The sequence below is a fragment of the Streptomyces sp. NPDC058045 genome (assembly GCF_042885635.1).
In the GTDB taxonomy this organism is placed as follows: domain Bacteria; phylum Actinomycetota; class Actinomycetes; order Streptomycetales; family Streptomycetaceae; genus Streptomyces.
The window spans coordinates 1-14,433 of the sequence record NZ_JBHVRR010000065.1; the positions used below are offsets into that span (position 1 = coordinate 1).

Consider the following 14,433-nt stretch of genomic DNA (forward strand, 5'->3'; position numbering starts at 1 on the left):
ACAACTACCTGCAACAGCAGATGAGTTGTCGGCCTCAGGCCGTCACGGGTTGATCGCGCAGTTCCCCGCGCCCCTAGCGGGGCGCCCCCGCTCAGCGCCAGCTGTGCGGTGCGCGGAAGCCCGACTCGCGCTCCAGACGGCGCCACCCCGCACGGGTGCGGCCGCGGTGGGCCGGGGCGGTCGAGGGGCGGGCGGCGGCACGGGCCAGCAGGAGCGCCGTGATGGCGGCGACCTCCTCGGGCTCGGCATGGCCCTTCTCGACGCGGATGTCGTCGGTGTTCCTGGCGGTCTTGGCGTTCATGGCGGTCATGGCAGAAACTCCTCGGGTCACTGCGGTGGGTTGCCGTGCTTGCGGGACGGCAGGTCGGCGTGCTTGGTGCGGAGCATGGCCAGTGCGGCGGCCAGCATCTCGCGGGTCTCGGACGGGTCGATCACATCGTCGACCAGTCCGCGCTCCGCCGCGTAGTACGGATGCATCAGCTCGGCCTTGTACTCCTTGACCATCCGCGACCGCATCGCCTCCGGGTCCTCGGAGCCCGCGATCTGCCGACGGAAGATCACATTCGCCGCGCCTTCGGCACCCATCACAGCGATCTCGTTCGTCGGCCACGCATACGTCAGATCCGCACCGATCGACTGCGAGTCCATCACGATATACGCGCCGCCGTACGCCTTTCGCAGAATCAGCGAAATTCGCGGCACCGTCGCATTGCAGTACGCATACAGCAGCTTCGCCCCGTGCCGGATGATGCCGCCGTGTTCCTGATCCACACCCGGCAGGAATCCCGGCACATCCAGCAATGTCACGATCGGGATATTGAATGCGTCGCACATCTGCACAAAGCGCGCAGCCTTCTCGGACGCCTCGATATCCAGGACCCCGGCCAGGGACTGCGGCTGATTCGCCACAATTCCGACCACCTGTCCGTCCAACCGGGCCAGCGCGCAGATGATATTGCGCGCCCACCGCTCGTGGACCTCCAGGTAATCGCCGTCGTCGACGATCTCCTCGATCACCTTGACCATGTCGTACGGCCGGTTGCCGTCCGCCGGCACCAGGTCCAGGAGGGCCTCCGCACGGCGCTCCACCGGGTCCTCGGTCGCCACCAGGGGCGGATTCTCCCGGTTGTTCTGCGGGAGCATGGAGAGGAGATAGCGGACTTCGGCGAGGCAGGTCTCCTCGTCGTCATAGGCGAAGTGGCAGACCCCGGAAGTCTCCGCGTGCACATCCGCGCCGCCCAGACCGTTCTGGGTGATTTCCTCACCCGTCACGGCCTTCACCACGTCGGGGCCGGTGATGAACATCTGCGAGGTGTCCCGCACCATGAACACGAAATCCGTGAGCGCCGGGCTGTAGGCGGCACCGCCGGCGCACGGGCCCAGCATCACACTGATCTGCGGAATCACACCGGACGCCCGCGTATTGCGCTGGAAAATCCCGCCATAACCGGCGAGCGCGCTCACGCCCTCCTGAATGCGGGCACCGGCGCCGTCGTTCAGCGACACCAGCGGCGCACCGGCCGCGATCGCCATATCCATGATCTTGTGGATCTTCGAGGCGTGTGCCTCACCCAGCGCACCGCCGAAGATCCGGAAGTCATGGGCGTACACGAACACGGTCCGGCCCTCGACCGTGCCCCAGCCCGTGATCACACCGTCGGTGTACGGCCGCTTCGCCTCCAGGCCGAAGCCGGTGGCCCGGTGCCGCCGCAACTGCTCGACCTCATGGAACGAGTCCGGGTCCAGTAGCAGCCCGATCCGCTCCCGCGCCGTCAGCTTCCCCTTGGCGTGCTGCGCCTCGGTGGCCTTCTCACTCGGCCCCGCCACCGCCGCCGCACGCATCGCGTGCAACTCGGCCACCCGCCCGCGGGCATCGGTGGGCTCACCCTGAGGAGAGGCAGTCTTGTCCACAACGGTCATGTAGCGACCTTACGAACCCTGGCCGCGAAACGTGCAGTCGACTCCGTACAGTCTCCGGGCCGTTTTCCTGGTAGGCCCGGACAGAACCGCGCGGCGACGGGCGCGAAGTGCCTGCTCGCGGCCGGTCCGCATTGTAGGAGGCGCACAAATGGCGTAACCGTAACGTGGCTCACATGACGGGCATCGGAGCCTAGATGTTGAAAGTTGAACATAATGGGTCTACAGTCGAAGTCGTTGAAGGTTAAAGCGCTTCGCCGCTTCGGGTTCTCGTCCGCGGCCCCGGAGCAACCGTCCCCCAAGGAGCATTCGATGAGCATCTTCGGCCGCAAGTCCGACCACGCCGCCGCCCCCGCCGCGGAGGCCGCCCCCCGTCCCGCGTCGCTGACCGGTGCCTGGACCGTCGACCCGGCGCACTCCTCGCTCGGCTTCGTCGCCCGGCACGCCATGGTCACCAACGTCAAGGGCGGCTTCTCCGACTTCGAGGGCACCCTCCAGCTCGACGCCGCCGACCCGTCCCGCTCCTCCGCCTCCTTCGACGTGCGGATGGAGAGCATCGACACCGGCTCCGCCGACCGCGACGGCCACCTCAAGAGCGCCGACTTCTTCGACATCGAGAACCACCCGACGATGACGTTCCGCTCCACCTCCGCCGAGGCCCTGGGCGGCGACGACTACCGCATCACCGGTGAGCTGAGCATCCTCGGCACCACCCGCCCGATCAGCATCGACCTGGAGTTCAACGGCGCGGCCACGGACCCCTTCGGCAACGAGCGGGTCGGCTTCGAGGGCAAGGCCGAACTGCTGCGCTCCGAGTGGGGCCTGACCTGGAACGCCGCACTGGAGACCGGTGGCGTGCTGATCTCCGACAAGATCAAGCTGGTCTTCGACATCTCCGCGATCAAGGCCGCCGCCTGACCGCACACCCCGCGGTGACACCGCCGAGTCGACCGACTCCCCTCAAGTCCGCCCGGAAGCCGAGCAGTTCGGCACCGGGCGGACTTGTCTGTACGGAGGTGGCAGCGTCGGCCCGGGTCACTCCGTGGGCTCGACCCCGGCGCGCAGCAGTCCATAGGTGTAGGCGTCCTCCAGGGCCTCCCAGGAGGCGGCGATGACGTTCTCCGCGACGCCCACGGTGGACCACTCGCCGTCGCCGTCGGTGGTGGAGATCAGGACCCGGGTGGTGGACTGGGTGCCGTGCCGGCCCTCCAGGATGCGGACCTTGTAGTCGACCAACTCCAGCTTGCCGAGCTGCGGATGGAAGCGTTCCAGGGCCACGCGCAGCGCCCGGTCGAGGGCGTTGACGGGGCCGTTGCCCTCGCCGGTGGCGACGATCCGCTCGCCCTTGGCCCACAGCTTGACGGTGGCCTCGTTGGCGTGGCTGCCGTCCGGGCGGTCCTCGGCGATGGCGCGCCAGGACTCGGTGCGGAAGAAGCGGCGGGCGCGGCCCTCGGCCTCCTCCCGCAGCAGCAGTTCGAAGGAGGCGTCGGCGGCCTCGTAGCTGTAGCCCTTGAGTTCGCGTTCCTTGACGCGCGCCACGACGCGGCCGACGAGTTCCCGGTCGCCGCCGAGGTCGATGCCGAGTTCCCGGCCCTTGAGTTCGATGGAGGCGCGGCCGGCCATGTCGGAGACGAGCATCCGCAGCCGGTTGCCGACGAGTTCGGGGTCGATGTGCTGGTAGAGGTCGGGGTCGACCTTGATGGCGGAGGCGTGCAGTCCGGCCTTGTGGGCGAAGGCGGAGAGGCCCACATAGGGCTGGTGGGTGGAGGGCGCGAGGTTGACGACCTCGGCGATGGCGTGCGAGACGCGCGTCATCTCCCGCAGGCTGCCCTCGGGCAGCACCCGCCGGTCGTACTTCAGCTCCAGGGCGGCGACGACGGGGAAGAGGTTGGCGTTGCCGACGCGCTCGCCGTAGCCGTTGGCGGTGCACTGGACGTGGGTGGCGCCGGCGTCGACCGCGGCGAGGGTGTTGGCGACGGCGCAGCCGGTGTCGTCCTGGGCGTGGATGCCGAGGCGGGCGCCGGTGTCGGCGAGGACGGTGGCGACGGTGGCGTGGATCTGTGCGGGGAGCATCCCGCCGTTGGTGTCGCAGAGGACGACGACATCGGCGCCGGCCTCGGTGGCGGTGCGCACCACGGAGGTGGCGTAGGCGGGGTTGGCGCGGTAGCCGTCGAAGAAGTGCTCGCAGTCGACGAAGACGCGGCGGCCGAGTCCGACGAGGTGGGAGACGGTGTCCCGGACCATGGCGAGGTTCTCGTCCAGGGTGGTGCGCAGGGCGAGTTCGACATGCCGGTCGTGGGCCTTGGCGACCAGGGTGATGACGGGGGCGCCGGCCTCGGCGAGTGCCCGTACCTGGGGGTCCTCGGCGGCGGTGATGCCGGCGCGGCGGGTGGCGCCGAAGGCGACGAGCCGCGCGTTGCGGAAGGTGATCTCCTGCTGGGCGCGGGCGAAGAACTCGGTGTCGCGCGGGTTGGCCCCGGGCCAGCCGCCCTCGATGAAGCCGACGCCGAACTCGTCCAGGTGCCGTGCGATGGCCAGCTTGTCGGCGACCGTCAGGTTGATGCCCTCGCGCTGCGCGCCGTCGCGCAGGGTGGTGTCGAAGACATGGAAGCCGTCGCCGCGTTCGTCGCGGGCGTCGCCGTCACCGGCGGCCTGGCGGGTGCTGTTCATGGCTGTGTGACTCCTGTCGGATGAGTGGCTCCGGAATTCATGGCTCCACTTGCCCCCATCATCGCGCGCCTCCCGTTCCTGGCCCGATCGGGGCCGGATACGAAAAAAACCCCTCGCGGGTGCGAGAGGTCTGCGCGCGGGTCTGGGGCACGATGCCACTGCCGCGGGGGTCTTCCACGGTCAGTGTCACTGCGGACCGGCGCGCCTGCTGCCAATAATCATGACGAACGAGGACACGCCCGCAGTCAACCACAGTGCTCCGCGCCGCAGGGAACCCGTCTCATCATGCGGGCGCCGACCCCTGCCGGACCGCTGGTCACCGCCGTCCCGTCCGGGCACCGGACGCGGGCTGCCCGGACGGGACGGCGTACCGGGTCAGCCCAGTTGGTGCATCCAGCCGTGCTTGTCCTCGGTGATGCCGCGCTGGATGTCGAGGAGGGCGGAGCGCAGCCTCATGGTGACCTCGCCGGGGCCGCCGTCGCCCTGGGTCCAGTCGCCGCCCTTGGTGCGGACCGAGCCGACGGGGGTGATGACGGCGGCGGTGCCGCAGGCGAAGACCTCGGTGAGGGTGCCGTTCTCGGTGTCGGCGCGCCACTGGTCGATGCTGACGCGGCCCTCCTCGGCCGGGTAGCCGAGGTCGCCGGCGACGGAGAGCAGCGAGTCGCGGGTGACGCCGGCCAGCAGCGAGCCGGAGAGGGCGGGGGTGACGATCCGGTCGCCGTACACGAAGTACAGGTTCATGCCGCCGAGTTCCTCGACCCACTTGTGGTCCACGGCGTCGAGGTAGGCGACCTGGTCGCAGCCCTGGGCGGCGGCCTCGGCCTGGGCGAGGAGGGAGGCGGCGTAGTTGCCGCCGGTCTTGGCGTCGCCGACGCCGCCCGGGACGGCGCGGACGCGGTCCTCGGAGATCCAGATGGAGACGGGCCGCACCCCGCCGGGGAAGTAGGCGCCGGCCGGCGAGGCGATGACCAGGAAGAGGTACTCGTTGGCGGGGCGGACACCGAGACCGACCTCGGTGGCGACCATGAAGGGCCGCAGATAGAGGGACTCCTCGCCGCCGTGCGCGGGGACCCAGTCGCGGTCCTGGCGGACCAGTGCGTCGCAGGCCGCGAGGAAGGTCTCCTCGGGTAGTTCGGGCATGGCGAGGCGGCGGGCGGAGGACTGGAAGCGGCGGGCGTTGGCCTCGGGGCGGAAGGTGGCGACGCTGCCGTCGGGGCGGCGGTACGCCTTGAGGCCCTCGAAGATCTCCTGCGCGTAGTGCAGCACGCTGGTGGCGGGGTCGATGGAGAGCGGCCCGTACGGGACGAGTTGTGCGTCGTGCCAGCCGCGGCCCTCGGTCCACCGGATGGTCACCATGTGGTCGGTGAAGTGCCGGCCGAATCCGGGGTCGGCCAGGATGGCCTCGCGCTGTTCTGCGGGCAGCGGGTGGGCGGTCGGCTTCAACTCGATCGTCGGCGTCGTCATGGGTCGTTGTCCTTCACGTCGGTGTGACGGACCGCGCTCGTGCCTGTACTTCCGGTACTAGGACGTCCGAGCGTCACTGCAATCCGCGGTCCCGCGTCCGATTATCGCCCGCGGGAGTCCATGGTCGGAACAGTGTGGGTGCGGCCCTGGTTCGATGGTGGCACCCGGCGGCCGCAGACGGGAAGCCGCCGGGTTCCCCGGGCATGGCCCTGGGGTCCGGCGGCTTCCCGGGGGGTGCGTCGCCGGATCAGCCGGCTACTCGTGCGGCGAGCGCGTCGCCGACGGCGTCCGTGCTGCGGGCGCCGTCGCGCTCCGCGAGGTCGGCGGAGACGGCTGCCTCGATCCGGGCGGCCTCGGACTCGTGGCCGAGGTGGCGCAGCAGGAGGGCGGCGGAGAGGACGGTGGCCGTGGGGTCGGCCTTGCCCTGTCCGGCGATGTCCGGCGCGGAGCCGTGGACCGGCTCGAACATCGAGGGGAACTCCCCGGTCGGGTTGATGTTCCCGGAGGCGGCCAGGCCGATGCCGCCGGTGACGGCCGCGGCGAGGTCGGTGAGGATGTCGCCGAAGAGGTTGTCGGTGACGATCACGTCGAAGCGCTCGGGCTGGGTGACGAAGAAGATCGTCGCCGCGTCCACATGCAGGTAGTCCGTGGTGACGTCCGGGTACTCGGCGGCGACGCGGTCGAAGATGTTCTTCCACAGGTGGCCGGCGTGGACCAGGACGTTGTTCTTGTGGACGAGGGTCAGCTTGCGGCGGGGCCGGGCCTGGGCCCGCTCGAAGGCGTCGCGGACCACGCGCTCCACACCGTAGGCGGTGTTGACGCTGACCTCGGTGGCGACCTCGGCGGGGGTGCCGGTGCGCAGCGAGCCGCCGTTGCCGGTGTAGGGGCCCTCGGTGCCCTCGCGGACCACCACGAAGTCGATGTCGGGGCGGCCGGCGAGCGGGGTGGCCGTGTTGGGGAAGAGCCTGCTCGGCCGGAGGTTCACATAGTGGTCGAAGGCGAACCGCAGTCTGAGCAGCAGCCCGCGCTCCAGGGTGCCCGACGGCACCGAGGGGTCGCCGATGGCGCCGAGCAGGATGGCGTCGTGCTGCTTCAGCGCGGCCAGCTCCGCGTCGGGAAGGGTCTCCCCGGTGCGGTGCCAGCGGCGGGCGCCGAGGTCGTACTCGGTCGCCTCCAGCTTGACGTCCTGCGGGAGGGCGGCACGGAGGACCTTGAGCCCCTGGGCCACGACCTCGGGGCCGATACCGTCTCCGGGGATCACTGCGAGGTTGATGCTGCGCGACATGCCCGGCACCCTACTCTCCGTCCCAATGAATGACATACGGGGTCCAGCATCCGGACGGGACCCCGTATGCGGAGGCGTCCGTGCGGTCAGCGCCGGGGGTCGTGGCCGGTCTCGCCGCCGTTGTCGCGGCGGTCGAGAGCGCGCTGGAGGGCGGCGGCCGCGTTGCGGCGGTCGGCGTCGCGGGCGGTGGAGGCGTGGCGGACACGGCGGCGGACAGTCGTCTCGGGCATGGCGATCGACTCCTTGGGGTCCGGACGGGCGTCCGGGAGTACGGAGGGATGACGAGACGCCTCAGGGGCGGGATGCACCGCGCCGCAGGGATCACCTGCTCCGGTCCGCCGCAAGGGCATCGACCGGGCACCGGCTCGCAACCGCCTTCGCTCGATGGAGCGATTTCGTTCGGCTCCTACAAAGCTAGGACAGGAAGCCGCCGCTGTCTCCACAGTTACTCGGACTTCCTACTATCTGAGACGGCACCCGCCCTGACCGGGGCTCGCGGCGGGTGCGGGCCCGGACACGGCGGAGCCCCGACCGGGCGGCGAGGCGCGGGCGGGGCTCCTGGTGGTGGGCCGGCGGGGGTCAGCCCATGTGCGGGTAGCGGTAGTCGGTCGGGGAGACGGTGGTGTCCTTGATGGCGCGGGTCAGGGTCCAGCGCATCAGGTTCTGCGGGGCGCCCGCCTTGTCGTTGGTGCCGGAGGCGCGGCCCCCGCCGAAGGGCTGCTGGCCGACGACGGCACCGGTCGACTTGTCGTTGATGTAGAAGTTGCCCGCCGCGTAGCGCAGCTTGTCGCGGGTGTAGGCGGCGGCGGCGCGGTCGCTGGCGACGACGGAGCCGGTGAGCGCGTACTCGGAGACCGACTCCATCTGGGTCAGCATCGCGTCGTAGGCGCCCTCGGCCGAGTCGTCGTAGACGTGCACGGCGAGGAAGGGGCCGAAGTACTCGGTGCGGAAGACCTCGTTCTCGGGGTCGGAGCACTCCACGACGGTCGGGCGGACGAAGTAGCCCACCGAGTCGTCGTAGCTGCCGCCGGCCACGATGGTGCAGGTGTCGTCGGCCTCGGCGCGGTCGATGGCGGCCTTGTTCTTGGCGAAGGCGCGCTCGTCGATGACGGCGCCGACGAAGTTGGCCAGGTCGGTGACGTCGCCCATGGCGAGGCCGTCGACCTCGGCCGCGAACTCCTCCTTGAAGCCCGAGTTCCAGATGGAGGCCGGGATGTAGGCGCGGGAGGTGGCCGAGCACTTCTGGCCCTGGTACTCGAAGGCGCCGCGGGTCAGTGCGGTCCTCAGCACCGCGCGGTCGGCGCTGGGGTGGGCGACGAGGAAGTCCTTGCCGCCGGTCTCGCCGACCAGCCGCGGGTAGGTGCGGTACTTCTCGATGTTCTGGCCGACGGTCTTCCACAGGTGCTGGAAGGTCCTGGTGGATCCGGTGAAGTGGATCCCGGCCAGGTCGCGGTGGTGCAGGGCCACCTCGGAGACGGCGACGCCGTCGCCGGTGACCAGGTTGATGACGCCCTTGGGCAGCCCGGCCTCCTCCAGCAACCGCATCAGCAGCACCGCGGCCAGCGTCTGCGTCGGGGACGGCTTCCACACCACGACGTTGCCCATCAGGGCGGGCGCGGTGGGCAGGTTGCCGGCGATCGCGGAGAAGTTGAACGGCGTGATCGCGTAGACGAAGCCCTCCAGCGGGCGGTGGTCCAACTGGTTCCACACACCTGGGGAGTTGGCCACCGGCTGCTGGGCGAGCAGGTCGCGGGCGTACTTCACGTTGAAGCGCCAGAAGTCGACCAGTTCGCAGGGGCTGTCGATCTCGGCCTGCTGGGCGGTCTTGGACTGGCCGAGCATGGTGGCGGCGGCGATGGTCTCGCGCCACGGGCCGGAGAGCAGGTCGGCGGCGCGCAGGATGATCGCGGCGCGGTCGTCGAAGGAGAGCGCGCGCCAGGCGGGGGCGGCGGCCAGGGCGGCGTCGACCGCCTCCTTTGCGTCCTCGGTGGTGGCGTGCCGGGCGGTGCCGAGAACGGCCTTGTGGTTGTGCGGCTGCACCACCTGGAACGGCTCACCGCCGCCGAGCCGCTTCACCCCGCCGATGGTCATGGGGAGGTCGACGGGGTTCTCGGCCAGCTCCTTGAGCTTGGCCTCCAGCCGGGCACGCTCCGGGGAGCCGGGCGCGTAACCGTGCACCGGCTCGTTGACCGGGGCGGGGACCTGGGTGACGGCGTCCATGTGTCTCGTTACTCCTTGCTGGGGGGTGTGCTGCCTGGTGCGGTGACCGTGTTCAGTTCCTGGTGGCCATTTCCGTGATCAGCTCCTGTCGGTCCTGGCGGTCGTGGTGGGGCTCGCGGTGGTCAGTTCCTGGTGAGCAGCGAGCGCCCGAAGAACAGCAGATTGGCCGGCTTCTCCGCGAGGCGCCGCATGAAGTAGCCGTACCAGTCGGTGCCGTACGCGGTGTAGACCCGCATCCGGTGGCCCTCGGCGGCGAGCCGGTGGTGCTCCTCGCTGCGGATGCCGTACAGCATCTGGAACTCGTAGTCGTCGTTCTTCCGTCCGGCGCGGCGGGCGAGTTCCTGGGCGATGGAGATGAGGCGCGGGTCGTGCGAGCCGACCATGGGGTAGCCCTCGCCCTCCATCAGGGTGCGCAGGATACGGACATAGGCGCGGTCGATCTCCGCCCTGTCCTGGTGGGCGACGGAGGCGGGCTCCTTGTACGCGCCCTTGACCAGGCGGACGCGGCTGCCGCAGGCGGCGAGGCGGCGGGCGTCGTCCTCGGTGCGGAAGAGGTAGGCCTGGATGACGCAGCCGGTGCCGGGGAAGTCCGTCCGCAGCTCCTCGTGGATGGCGAACATCGAGTCCAGGGTGGTGTGGTCCTCGGCGTCCAGGGTGACCGTGGTGCCGATCGCGTGCGCCGCCTCGACCACGGGCCGGACGTTGGCCAGCGCCAGCCGGTCGCCCTGTGCCAGCGCCTGGCCGAACATCGACAGCTTCACCGACATCTCGGCGCGCTCGCCGAGGCCCAACTCCTTGAGATGCTCGATGAGTTCGAGGTAGGCGTCGCGGGCGGCGGCGGCCTGGGCGGGGGTGGTGATGTCCTCGCCGACCACATCGAGGGTGAGTTCCAGCCCTTGGGCGGCGGTCTCCCGTATCACGGACACGACCTGCTCGACGGACTCACCGGCGATGAAGCGGGCGACGACCTGCCTGGTGCCGGGCGCCGCCGACACGAAGCGCCGCATGGCGTCGCTCCGCGACGCGGCGAGGATCACGGGTCCCAGCACGGGGCACCTCCACGGAGTAGAACAGGTGTCCGCACCAGCAATCCTGCCCGAAAAGCCACCGGATACCACCCCGTACCACCGGACAACGGTGGATACAGGCGGAACCACAGTGCAATCAGGGCAGACCGGTACGGCACGGGGAGCCACCTCGCATTCTGCGGTCCGCCCGCCGGGCCTGCCAGCGACACCTGTCACGCATCTGTGGCCGCCACCTCAGACATCTGTATGAAGCGGCGGCCCCCGGTGCGGGAGAATGGCGGGGTGAAGGGCGACTACCAGGACCTGGTCGATGAGATCTCCGCGCTGCTCGGCGCACCCGCCACCCTGGAGGACCGGGACTTCCGGCTGATCGCCTTCGGCGCCCAGGACCGCGACGGCTCCGCCGGCGAATTCGACGAGTCCACCCTCGACCCGGTCCGCACCCGGACCATCCTGACCCGGCGTTCCACCACCGCCGTCCGCACCTGGTTCGAGGGCTTCGGCATCACCCGCGCCACCGGCCCGGTACGGATCCCGGTCTCCCCCAAGGCCGGCGTGCACCGCGGCCGGCTCTGCCTCCCGGTACGCCACCGGGGTGTGGTGCTCGGCTATGTGTGGCTGCTGGACGACGAGCCCGGCCCCACCGCCCAGCAGCTCTCGGCCGCGATGGAGGTGGCCGCCCGGATCGGTGACCTGCTGGCCGACGAGGCGCAGGCGGGCGCCGATCTGAGCCGGGAGTTCCGTGCGGTGCTCACCGCGGAGCCCGGCTGGCAGCGGGACATGTCGCTGGCCGCGCTGCGTACCGCGCTCGGGGCGGGGCCGGGCGGGGCGGCGGAGGGGCTGCACACCGTGGTGTGCGTGGCGCCCTGGCCGTCGGCCGACCCGGGGGACGCGCCGCCACTGGCGACGGTGCCGGGCGGGGCTGCGCTGTGCACGGTGCCGTGGGGCGCGACCGGGCACAGTCTGGCGCTGCTGGTGCGGCTGCGGGCCAGCACCGTGCTCACCCCGGCCCGCTCGGCGGCGGCCCGGCTCCGCGAGTCGGCGTCCACCACGGCCGAGGCGGGTGCGGAGGTGCGGGTAGCGGCCGGGGTCGCCGGGGTGCGGGACGGGCTGGGCGAGTTGGGCGAGGCGTGGCGGGAGGCCGCGGCGGCGGCGCGCGCAGCGCTGGCCGAGGAGCGGCTCGGCCCGGTCGCCGAGTGGTCCGCGATCGGCCCGTACCGGATGCTCACCGCGCTGCCCCCGGGCACCACCCATGACCCGCTGGTACGGGATCTGCTGGCGCCGGCCCACCGGGAGCTGGCCCGCACCGCCGAGGCCTATCTGGACTGCGCGGGCCAAGCCGGCCGTACCGCCGCCGAGTTGGGCATCCACCGGCAGACCCTCTACTACCGGCTGTCCCGGGTGGAGCAGCTCACCGCGCTCGACCTGGACGACGGCGAGGACCGGCTGCTGCTGCACATGGCGCTCAAGGGGTCACGGCTCTGACCTGCCGCGGCCCGGTCAGGACCGCTTCTTCGGCGGCGGTGCGCCCGCCCCGGTCATGATCTGCCGCAGCCCTTCGGTGAGTTGGGGGGCGGTGGTGGCGGAGGCCGGGTCGAAGAGCCACTGGAACATCAGGCCGTTGAGCAGTGTCTGGTAGAAGCCGCCGAGGGTCCGCGTCGACGGCTCCCCCGGTTCCGGTTCGGCGCCGCCCTGGAAGAGGGGGATCATGCCGCGCCGCCCCTCGTAGGAGGCCTCGGCCAGTTGCTCGCGGACGCCGGGCAGCCGGTCGCCCTGGAGGACGACTTCGACGCTGAGCCGCCAGATCGGGCGGGCCTCCTCGAAGGTGTCGACGACCTTGGCCCACACCGCCTCGAAGCGCTCCAGCGAACCGTCCTCGCCGCCGTCGTCACCTGGTGCGACCTGGCCGAAGGCGTCGCCCAGGCCCTCCATGAGGCTGATGTAGGCCTGGGCGAGCAGGGCGCTCTTGGAGCCGTAGTGGTAGCCGATGGAGGCCAGATTGGTCCCCGACTCGCGGACGATGTCGCGCGCGGTGCTGCCCACGAAGCCCTTGTCGAGCAGGCAGCGCTTGGCGCCCTCCAGCAGATCCTCACGGTGTCCCATACCCGCCACCCTATCCAGCTCGCAGACAAGCGTCCCATACGTGCGTCTCATACACATGTTCCATACGGCCGTTCTATACGCTCGTTCTAGACAAGTGTATAGAACGGCCGTATGGTCGCTGCCATGACACAGACCTGCGCATCCGACCGACCGCCGACAACCACCGTCCTCGCCGGACGCCGTGAATGGACCGCGCTGGTGGTGCTGATGCTGCCGCTGCTCCTGGTCTCCATGGATGTCTCGGTGCTGTTCTTCGCGGTCCCCTCGATCAACGCCGACCTCGCGCCCAGCGGCACCCAGCAGTTGTGGATCTTCGACGTCTACGGCTTCGTCCTCGCCGGACTGCTGATGCCGATGGGCGCGATCGGCGACCGCATCGGCCGCCGCCGACTGCTTCTGCTCGGCGCCGCCGCCTTCGGTACCGCCTCCGCGGCCGCCGCCTACGCGCCCAGCGCCGAGGTGCTGATCGCGGCCCGCGCGGTCCTGGGCATCGGCGGCGCCACGCTGATGCCGTCCACCATGGCGCTGCTGCGCACCATGTTCACCGACCCCGCCCAGCGGGCGAAGGCCATCGGCCTCTGGTCCGGGGTGATGACCGGCGGGATCGCCCTCGGCTCGGTACTGAGCGGTGCCCTGGTCCAGCACTTCTGGTGGGGCTCGGTCTTCCTGGTCAATCTGCCCGCGATGGCGCTGCTGCTGGTCCTCGGCCCGGTCCTGCTGCCCGAGTCCCGCGACCCGCGGCCGGGCCGCTTCGACCTGCTGAGCGTGCCGCTGTCGATGGCCGCCGTACTGCCCGTGGTCTACGGCATCAAGGAGATCCCCGAGGAGGGCTTCCGCGCCCCGTATGTGGCCGCGATCCTCCTCGGCCTGGTCGGCGCCGCCCTCTTCGTACGGCGGCAGCGCACCGCCGCATCGCCGCTGATCCCGCCGGACCTCTTCCGTTCCGGCGGCTTCGCCCCTGCCCTCGGTCTCGGTCTGGTGGCGTCCTTCGCCATGCTGGGCTCCGCCTTCTTCACCACCCAGTACCTGCAGTCGGTGCTCGGCAAGAGCGCCATGGAGGCGGCGCTGTGGTCCCTGCTGCCCTCGGTGCTGATCGGGGTGGCCGCGCCGCTGACCACCGCACTCGTCCAGCGGGGCGTGGACCGGGGCCGGGTGGTGGCGGGCGGGTTCACCGTCGCCGCCTGCGGGTTCGGGCTGCTGGCCGGGGCGGGCACCGACTCGCTGTGGCTGGTGCTGGCCGGCGCCGGGGTGCTGGCCGCCGGGATCGTCACCGTGCTGTCGCAGATGACGAACCTGGGGCTGGCGGCGGCCCCAGTGCAGCGGGCCGGTACCGCGTCCTCGGTGCTGGAGACCGGGCAGGAGTTCGGCGGGGCGCTGGGGATGGCGGTGCTGGGCTCGGTGGGTACCGCGGTCTTCCGGCACCGGATGCCGGCCGGGGCGCCGGACGCGGCCGGGGAGACCCTCGGCGGGGCGCTCGCGGTGGCCCGCTCGCTGCCCGACCGGACCGGTGCCGCCCTGCTGGACGCGGCCCGGGGCGCCTTCACCGACGGGATGGCGGTGGCGGCGCTGACCGCGGCGGCCGTACTGCTGGGCGCGGCGCTCGTCGCCCTGCGCACCCTTCGGACGCACCCGAGCGCCGCACCGGCCGGTGATACGGCCGATACGGCGCTCGAAGGGAAGCCGGGTCCAACTCCCCCTGTCCGTACGGTACTTGAGGACGAGGTCAGCCCGTCCGGTATCTGAGGG

12 protein-coding genes are annotated in these 14,433 nt (G+C 71.0%); 3 read left to right on the forward strand and 9 right to left on the reverse strand.

Translation table 11 applies throughout. The annotated features are described in order from the left end of the window. Nucleotides 1-91 precede the first annotated feature (91 nt). Both ACFVST_RS26360 and ACFVST_RS26365 read right to left on the reverse strand, forming a co-directional pair. Entirely contained in the window at nt 92-301 is a 210-nt protein-coding gene (locus ACFVST_RS26360) for an acyl-CoA carboxylase epsilon subunit (protein ID WP_390156098.1), read from the reverse strand. A gap of 26 nt (nt 302-327) precedes the next feature. Beyond that, nucleotides 328-1,920: an acyl-CoA carboxylase subunit beta gene (locus tag ACFVST_RS26365; protein ID WP_390156079.1), complete on the reverse strand. Its 1,593-nt coding sequence runs from the start codon at nt 1,918-1,920 to the stop codon at nt 328-330. 309 nt (nt 1,921-2,229) lie between these two features. Between ACFVST_RS26365 and ACFVST_RS26370 the strand changes: the two genes are divergently transcribed. Beyond that, the gene (locus tag ACFVST_RS26370) at nt 2,230-2,835 is read left to right on the forward strand and encodes a YceI family protein (RefSeq protein ID WP_390156080.1); all 606 of its coding nucleotides are present in this window, start codon (nt 2,230-2,232) and stop codon (nt 2,833-2,835) included. Between the two features lie 117 nt (nt 2,836-2,952). On the opposite strand, the gene cimA is transcribed toward ACFVST_RS26370, so the two are convergent. From cimA to ACFVST_RS26400, 6 genes are all read right to left on the reverse strand, one after another. Beyond that, nucleotides 2,953-4,587 carry a citramalate synthase gene (cimA, locus tag ACFVST_RS26375; protein ID WP_390156081.1) on the reverse strand — a complete coding sequence of 545 codons (1,635 nt, stop codon included), beginning with the start codon at nt 4,585-4,587 and terminating at the stop codon, nt 2,953-2,955. A gap of 375 nt (nt 4,588-4,962) precedes the next feature. After that, nucleotides 4,963-6,051: a branched-chain amino acid aminotransferase gene (locus ACFVST_RS26380; protein WP_390156082.1), complete on the reverse strand. Its 1,089-nt coding sequence runs from the start codon at nt 6,049-6,051 to the stop codon at nt 4,963-4,965. Between the two features lie 247 nt (nt 6,052-6,298). After that, nucleotides 6,299-7,336 (reverse strand): 3-isopropylmalate dehydrogenase, encoded by a 1,038-nt coding sequence (locus ACFVST_RS26385; protein WP_390156083.1) that lies wholly within the window; start codon nt 7,334-7,336, stop codon nt 6,299-6,301. 86 nt (nt 7,337-7,422) lie between these two features. Further along, nucleotides 7,423-7,566 carry a hypothetical protein gene (locus ACFVST_RS26390; protein WP_390156084.1) on the reverse strand — a complete coding sequence of 48 codons (144 nt, stop codon included), beginning with the start codon at nt 7,564-7,566 and terminating at the stop codon, nt 7,423-7,425. A gap of 349 nt (nt 7,567-7,915) precedes the next feature. Continuing rightward, nucleotides 7,916-9,556, reverse strand: a complete 1,641-nt coding sequence (pruA, locus tag ACFVST_RS26395; protein ID WP_390156085.1) for an L-glutamate gamma-semialdehyde dehydrogenase — start codon at nt 9,554-9,556, stop codon at nt 7,916-7,918. A gap of 122 nt (nt 9,557-9,678) precedes the next feature. Beyond that, the gene (locus tag ACFVST_RS26400; protein ID WP_390156086.1) at nt 9,679-10,605 is read right to left on the reverse strand and encodes a proline dehydrogenase family protein; all 927 of its coding nucleotides are present in this window, start codon (nt 10,603-10,605) and stop codon (nt 9,679-9,681) included. 225 nt (nt 10,606-10,830) lie between these two features. Between ACFVST_RS26400 and ACFVST_RS26405 the strand changes: the two genes are divergently transcribed. Continuing rightward, nucleotides 10,831-12,069, forward strand: coding sequence for a PucR family transcriptional regulator (locus tag ACFVST_RS26405; RefSeq protein WP_390156099.1), 1,239 nt, complete (start codon nt 10,831-10,833; stop codon nt 12,067-12,069). Nucleotides 12,070-12,084: 15 nt separating this feature from the next. Here ACFVST_RS26405 and ACFVST_RS26410 read toward each other — a convergent pair whose 3' ends face one another. Next, nucleotides 12,085-12,687: a TetR/AcrR family transcriptional regulator gene (locus ACFVST_RS26410; protein ID WP_390156087.1), complete on the reverse strand. Its 603-nt coding sequence runs from the start codon at nt 12,685-12,687 to the stop codon at nt 12,085-12,087. Between the two features lie 123 nt (nt 12,688-12,810). On the opposite strand from ACFVST_RS26410, the gene ACFVST_RS26415 reads away from it, so the two are divergent. Continuing rightward, a complete protein-coding gene (locus tag ACFVST_RS26415; RefSeq protein WP_390156088.1) occupies nt 12,811-14,430 on the forward strand; it encodes an MFS transporter in 1,620 nt (539 codons plus the stop codon). Nucleotides 14,431-14,433: the final 3 nt, after the last annotated feature.

Coding starts and splice junctions, on each gene's coding strand:
- ACFVST_RS26365 (WP_390156079.1), bottom strand. CDS start 1,920: ATGACCGTTGTGGACAAGACTGCCTCTCCTCAGGGTGAGCCCACCGAT.
- cimA (WP_390156081.1), bottom strand. CDS start 4,587: ATGAACAGCACCCGCCAGGCCGCCGGTGACGGCGACGCCCGCGACGAA.
- ACFVST_RS26360 (WP_390156098.1), bottom strand. CDS start 301: ATGAACGCCAAGACCGCCAGGAACACCGACGACATCCGCGTCGAGAAG.
- ACFVST_RS26415 (WP_390156088.1), top strand. CDS start 12,811: ATGACACAGACCTGCGCATCCGACCGACCGCCGACAACCACCGTCCTC.
- pruA (WP_390156085.1), bottom strand. CDS start 9,556: ATGGACGCCGTCACCCAGGTCCCCGCCCCGGTCAACGAGCCGGTGCAC.
- ACFVST_RS26390 (WP_390156084.1), bottom strand. CDS start 7,566: ATGCCCGAGACGACTGTCCGCCGCCGTGTCCGCCACGCCTCCACCGCC.
- ACFVST_RS26410 (WP_390156087.1), bottom strand. CDS start 12,687: ATGGGACACCGTGAGGATCTGCTGGAGGGCGCCAAGCGCTGCCTGCTC.
- ACFVST_RS26370 (WP_390156080.1), top strand. CDS start 2,230: ATGAGCATCTTCGGCCGCAAGTCCGACCACGCCGCCGCCCCCGCCGCG.
- ACFVST_RS26385 (WP_390156083.1), bottom strand. CDS start 7,336: ATGTCGCGCAGCATCAACCTCGCAGTGATCCCCGGAGACGGTATCGGC.
- ACFVST_RS26380 (WP_390156082.1), bottom strand. CDS start 6,051: ATGACGACGCCGACGATCGAGTTGAAGCCGACCGCCCACCCGCTGCCC.
- ACFVST_RS26405 (WP_390156099.1), top strand. CDS start 10,831: ATGAAGCGGCGGCCCCCGGTGCGGGAGAATGGCGGGGTGAAGGGCGAC.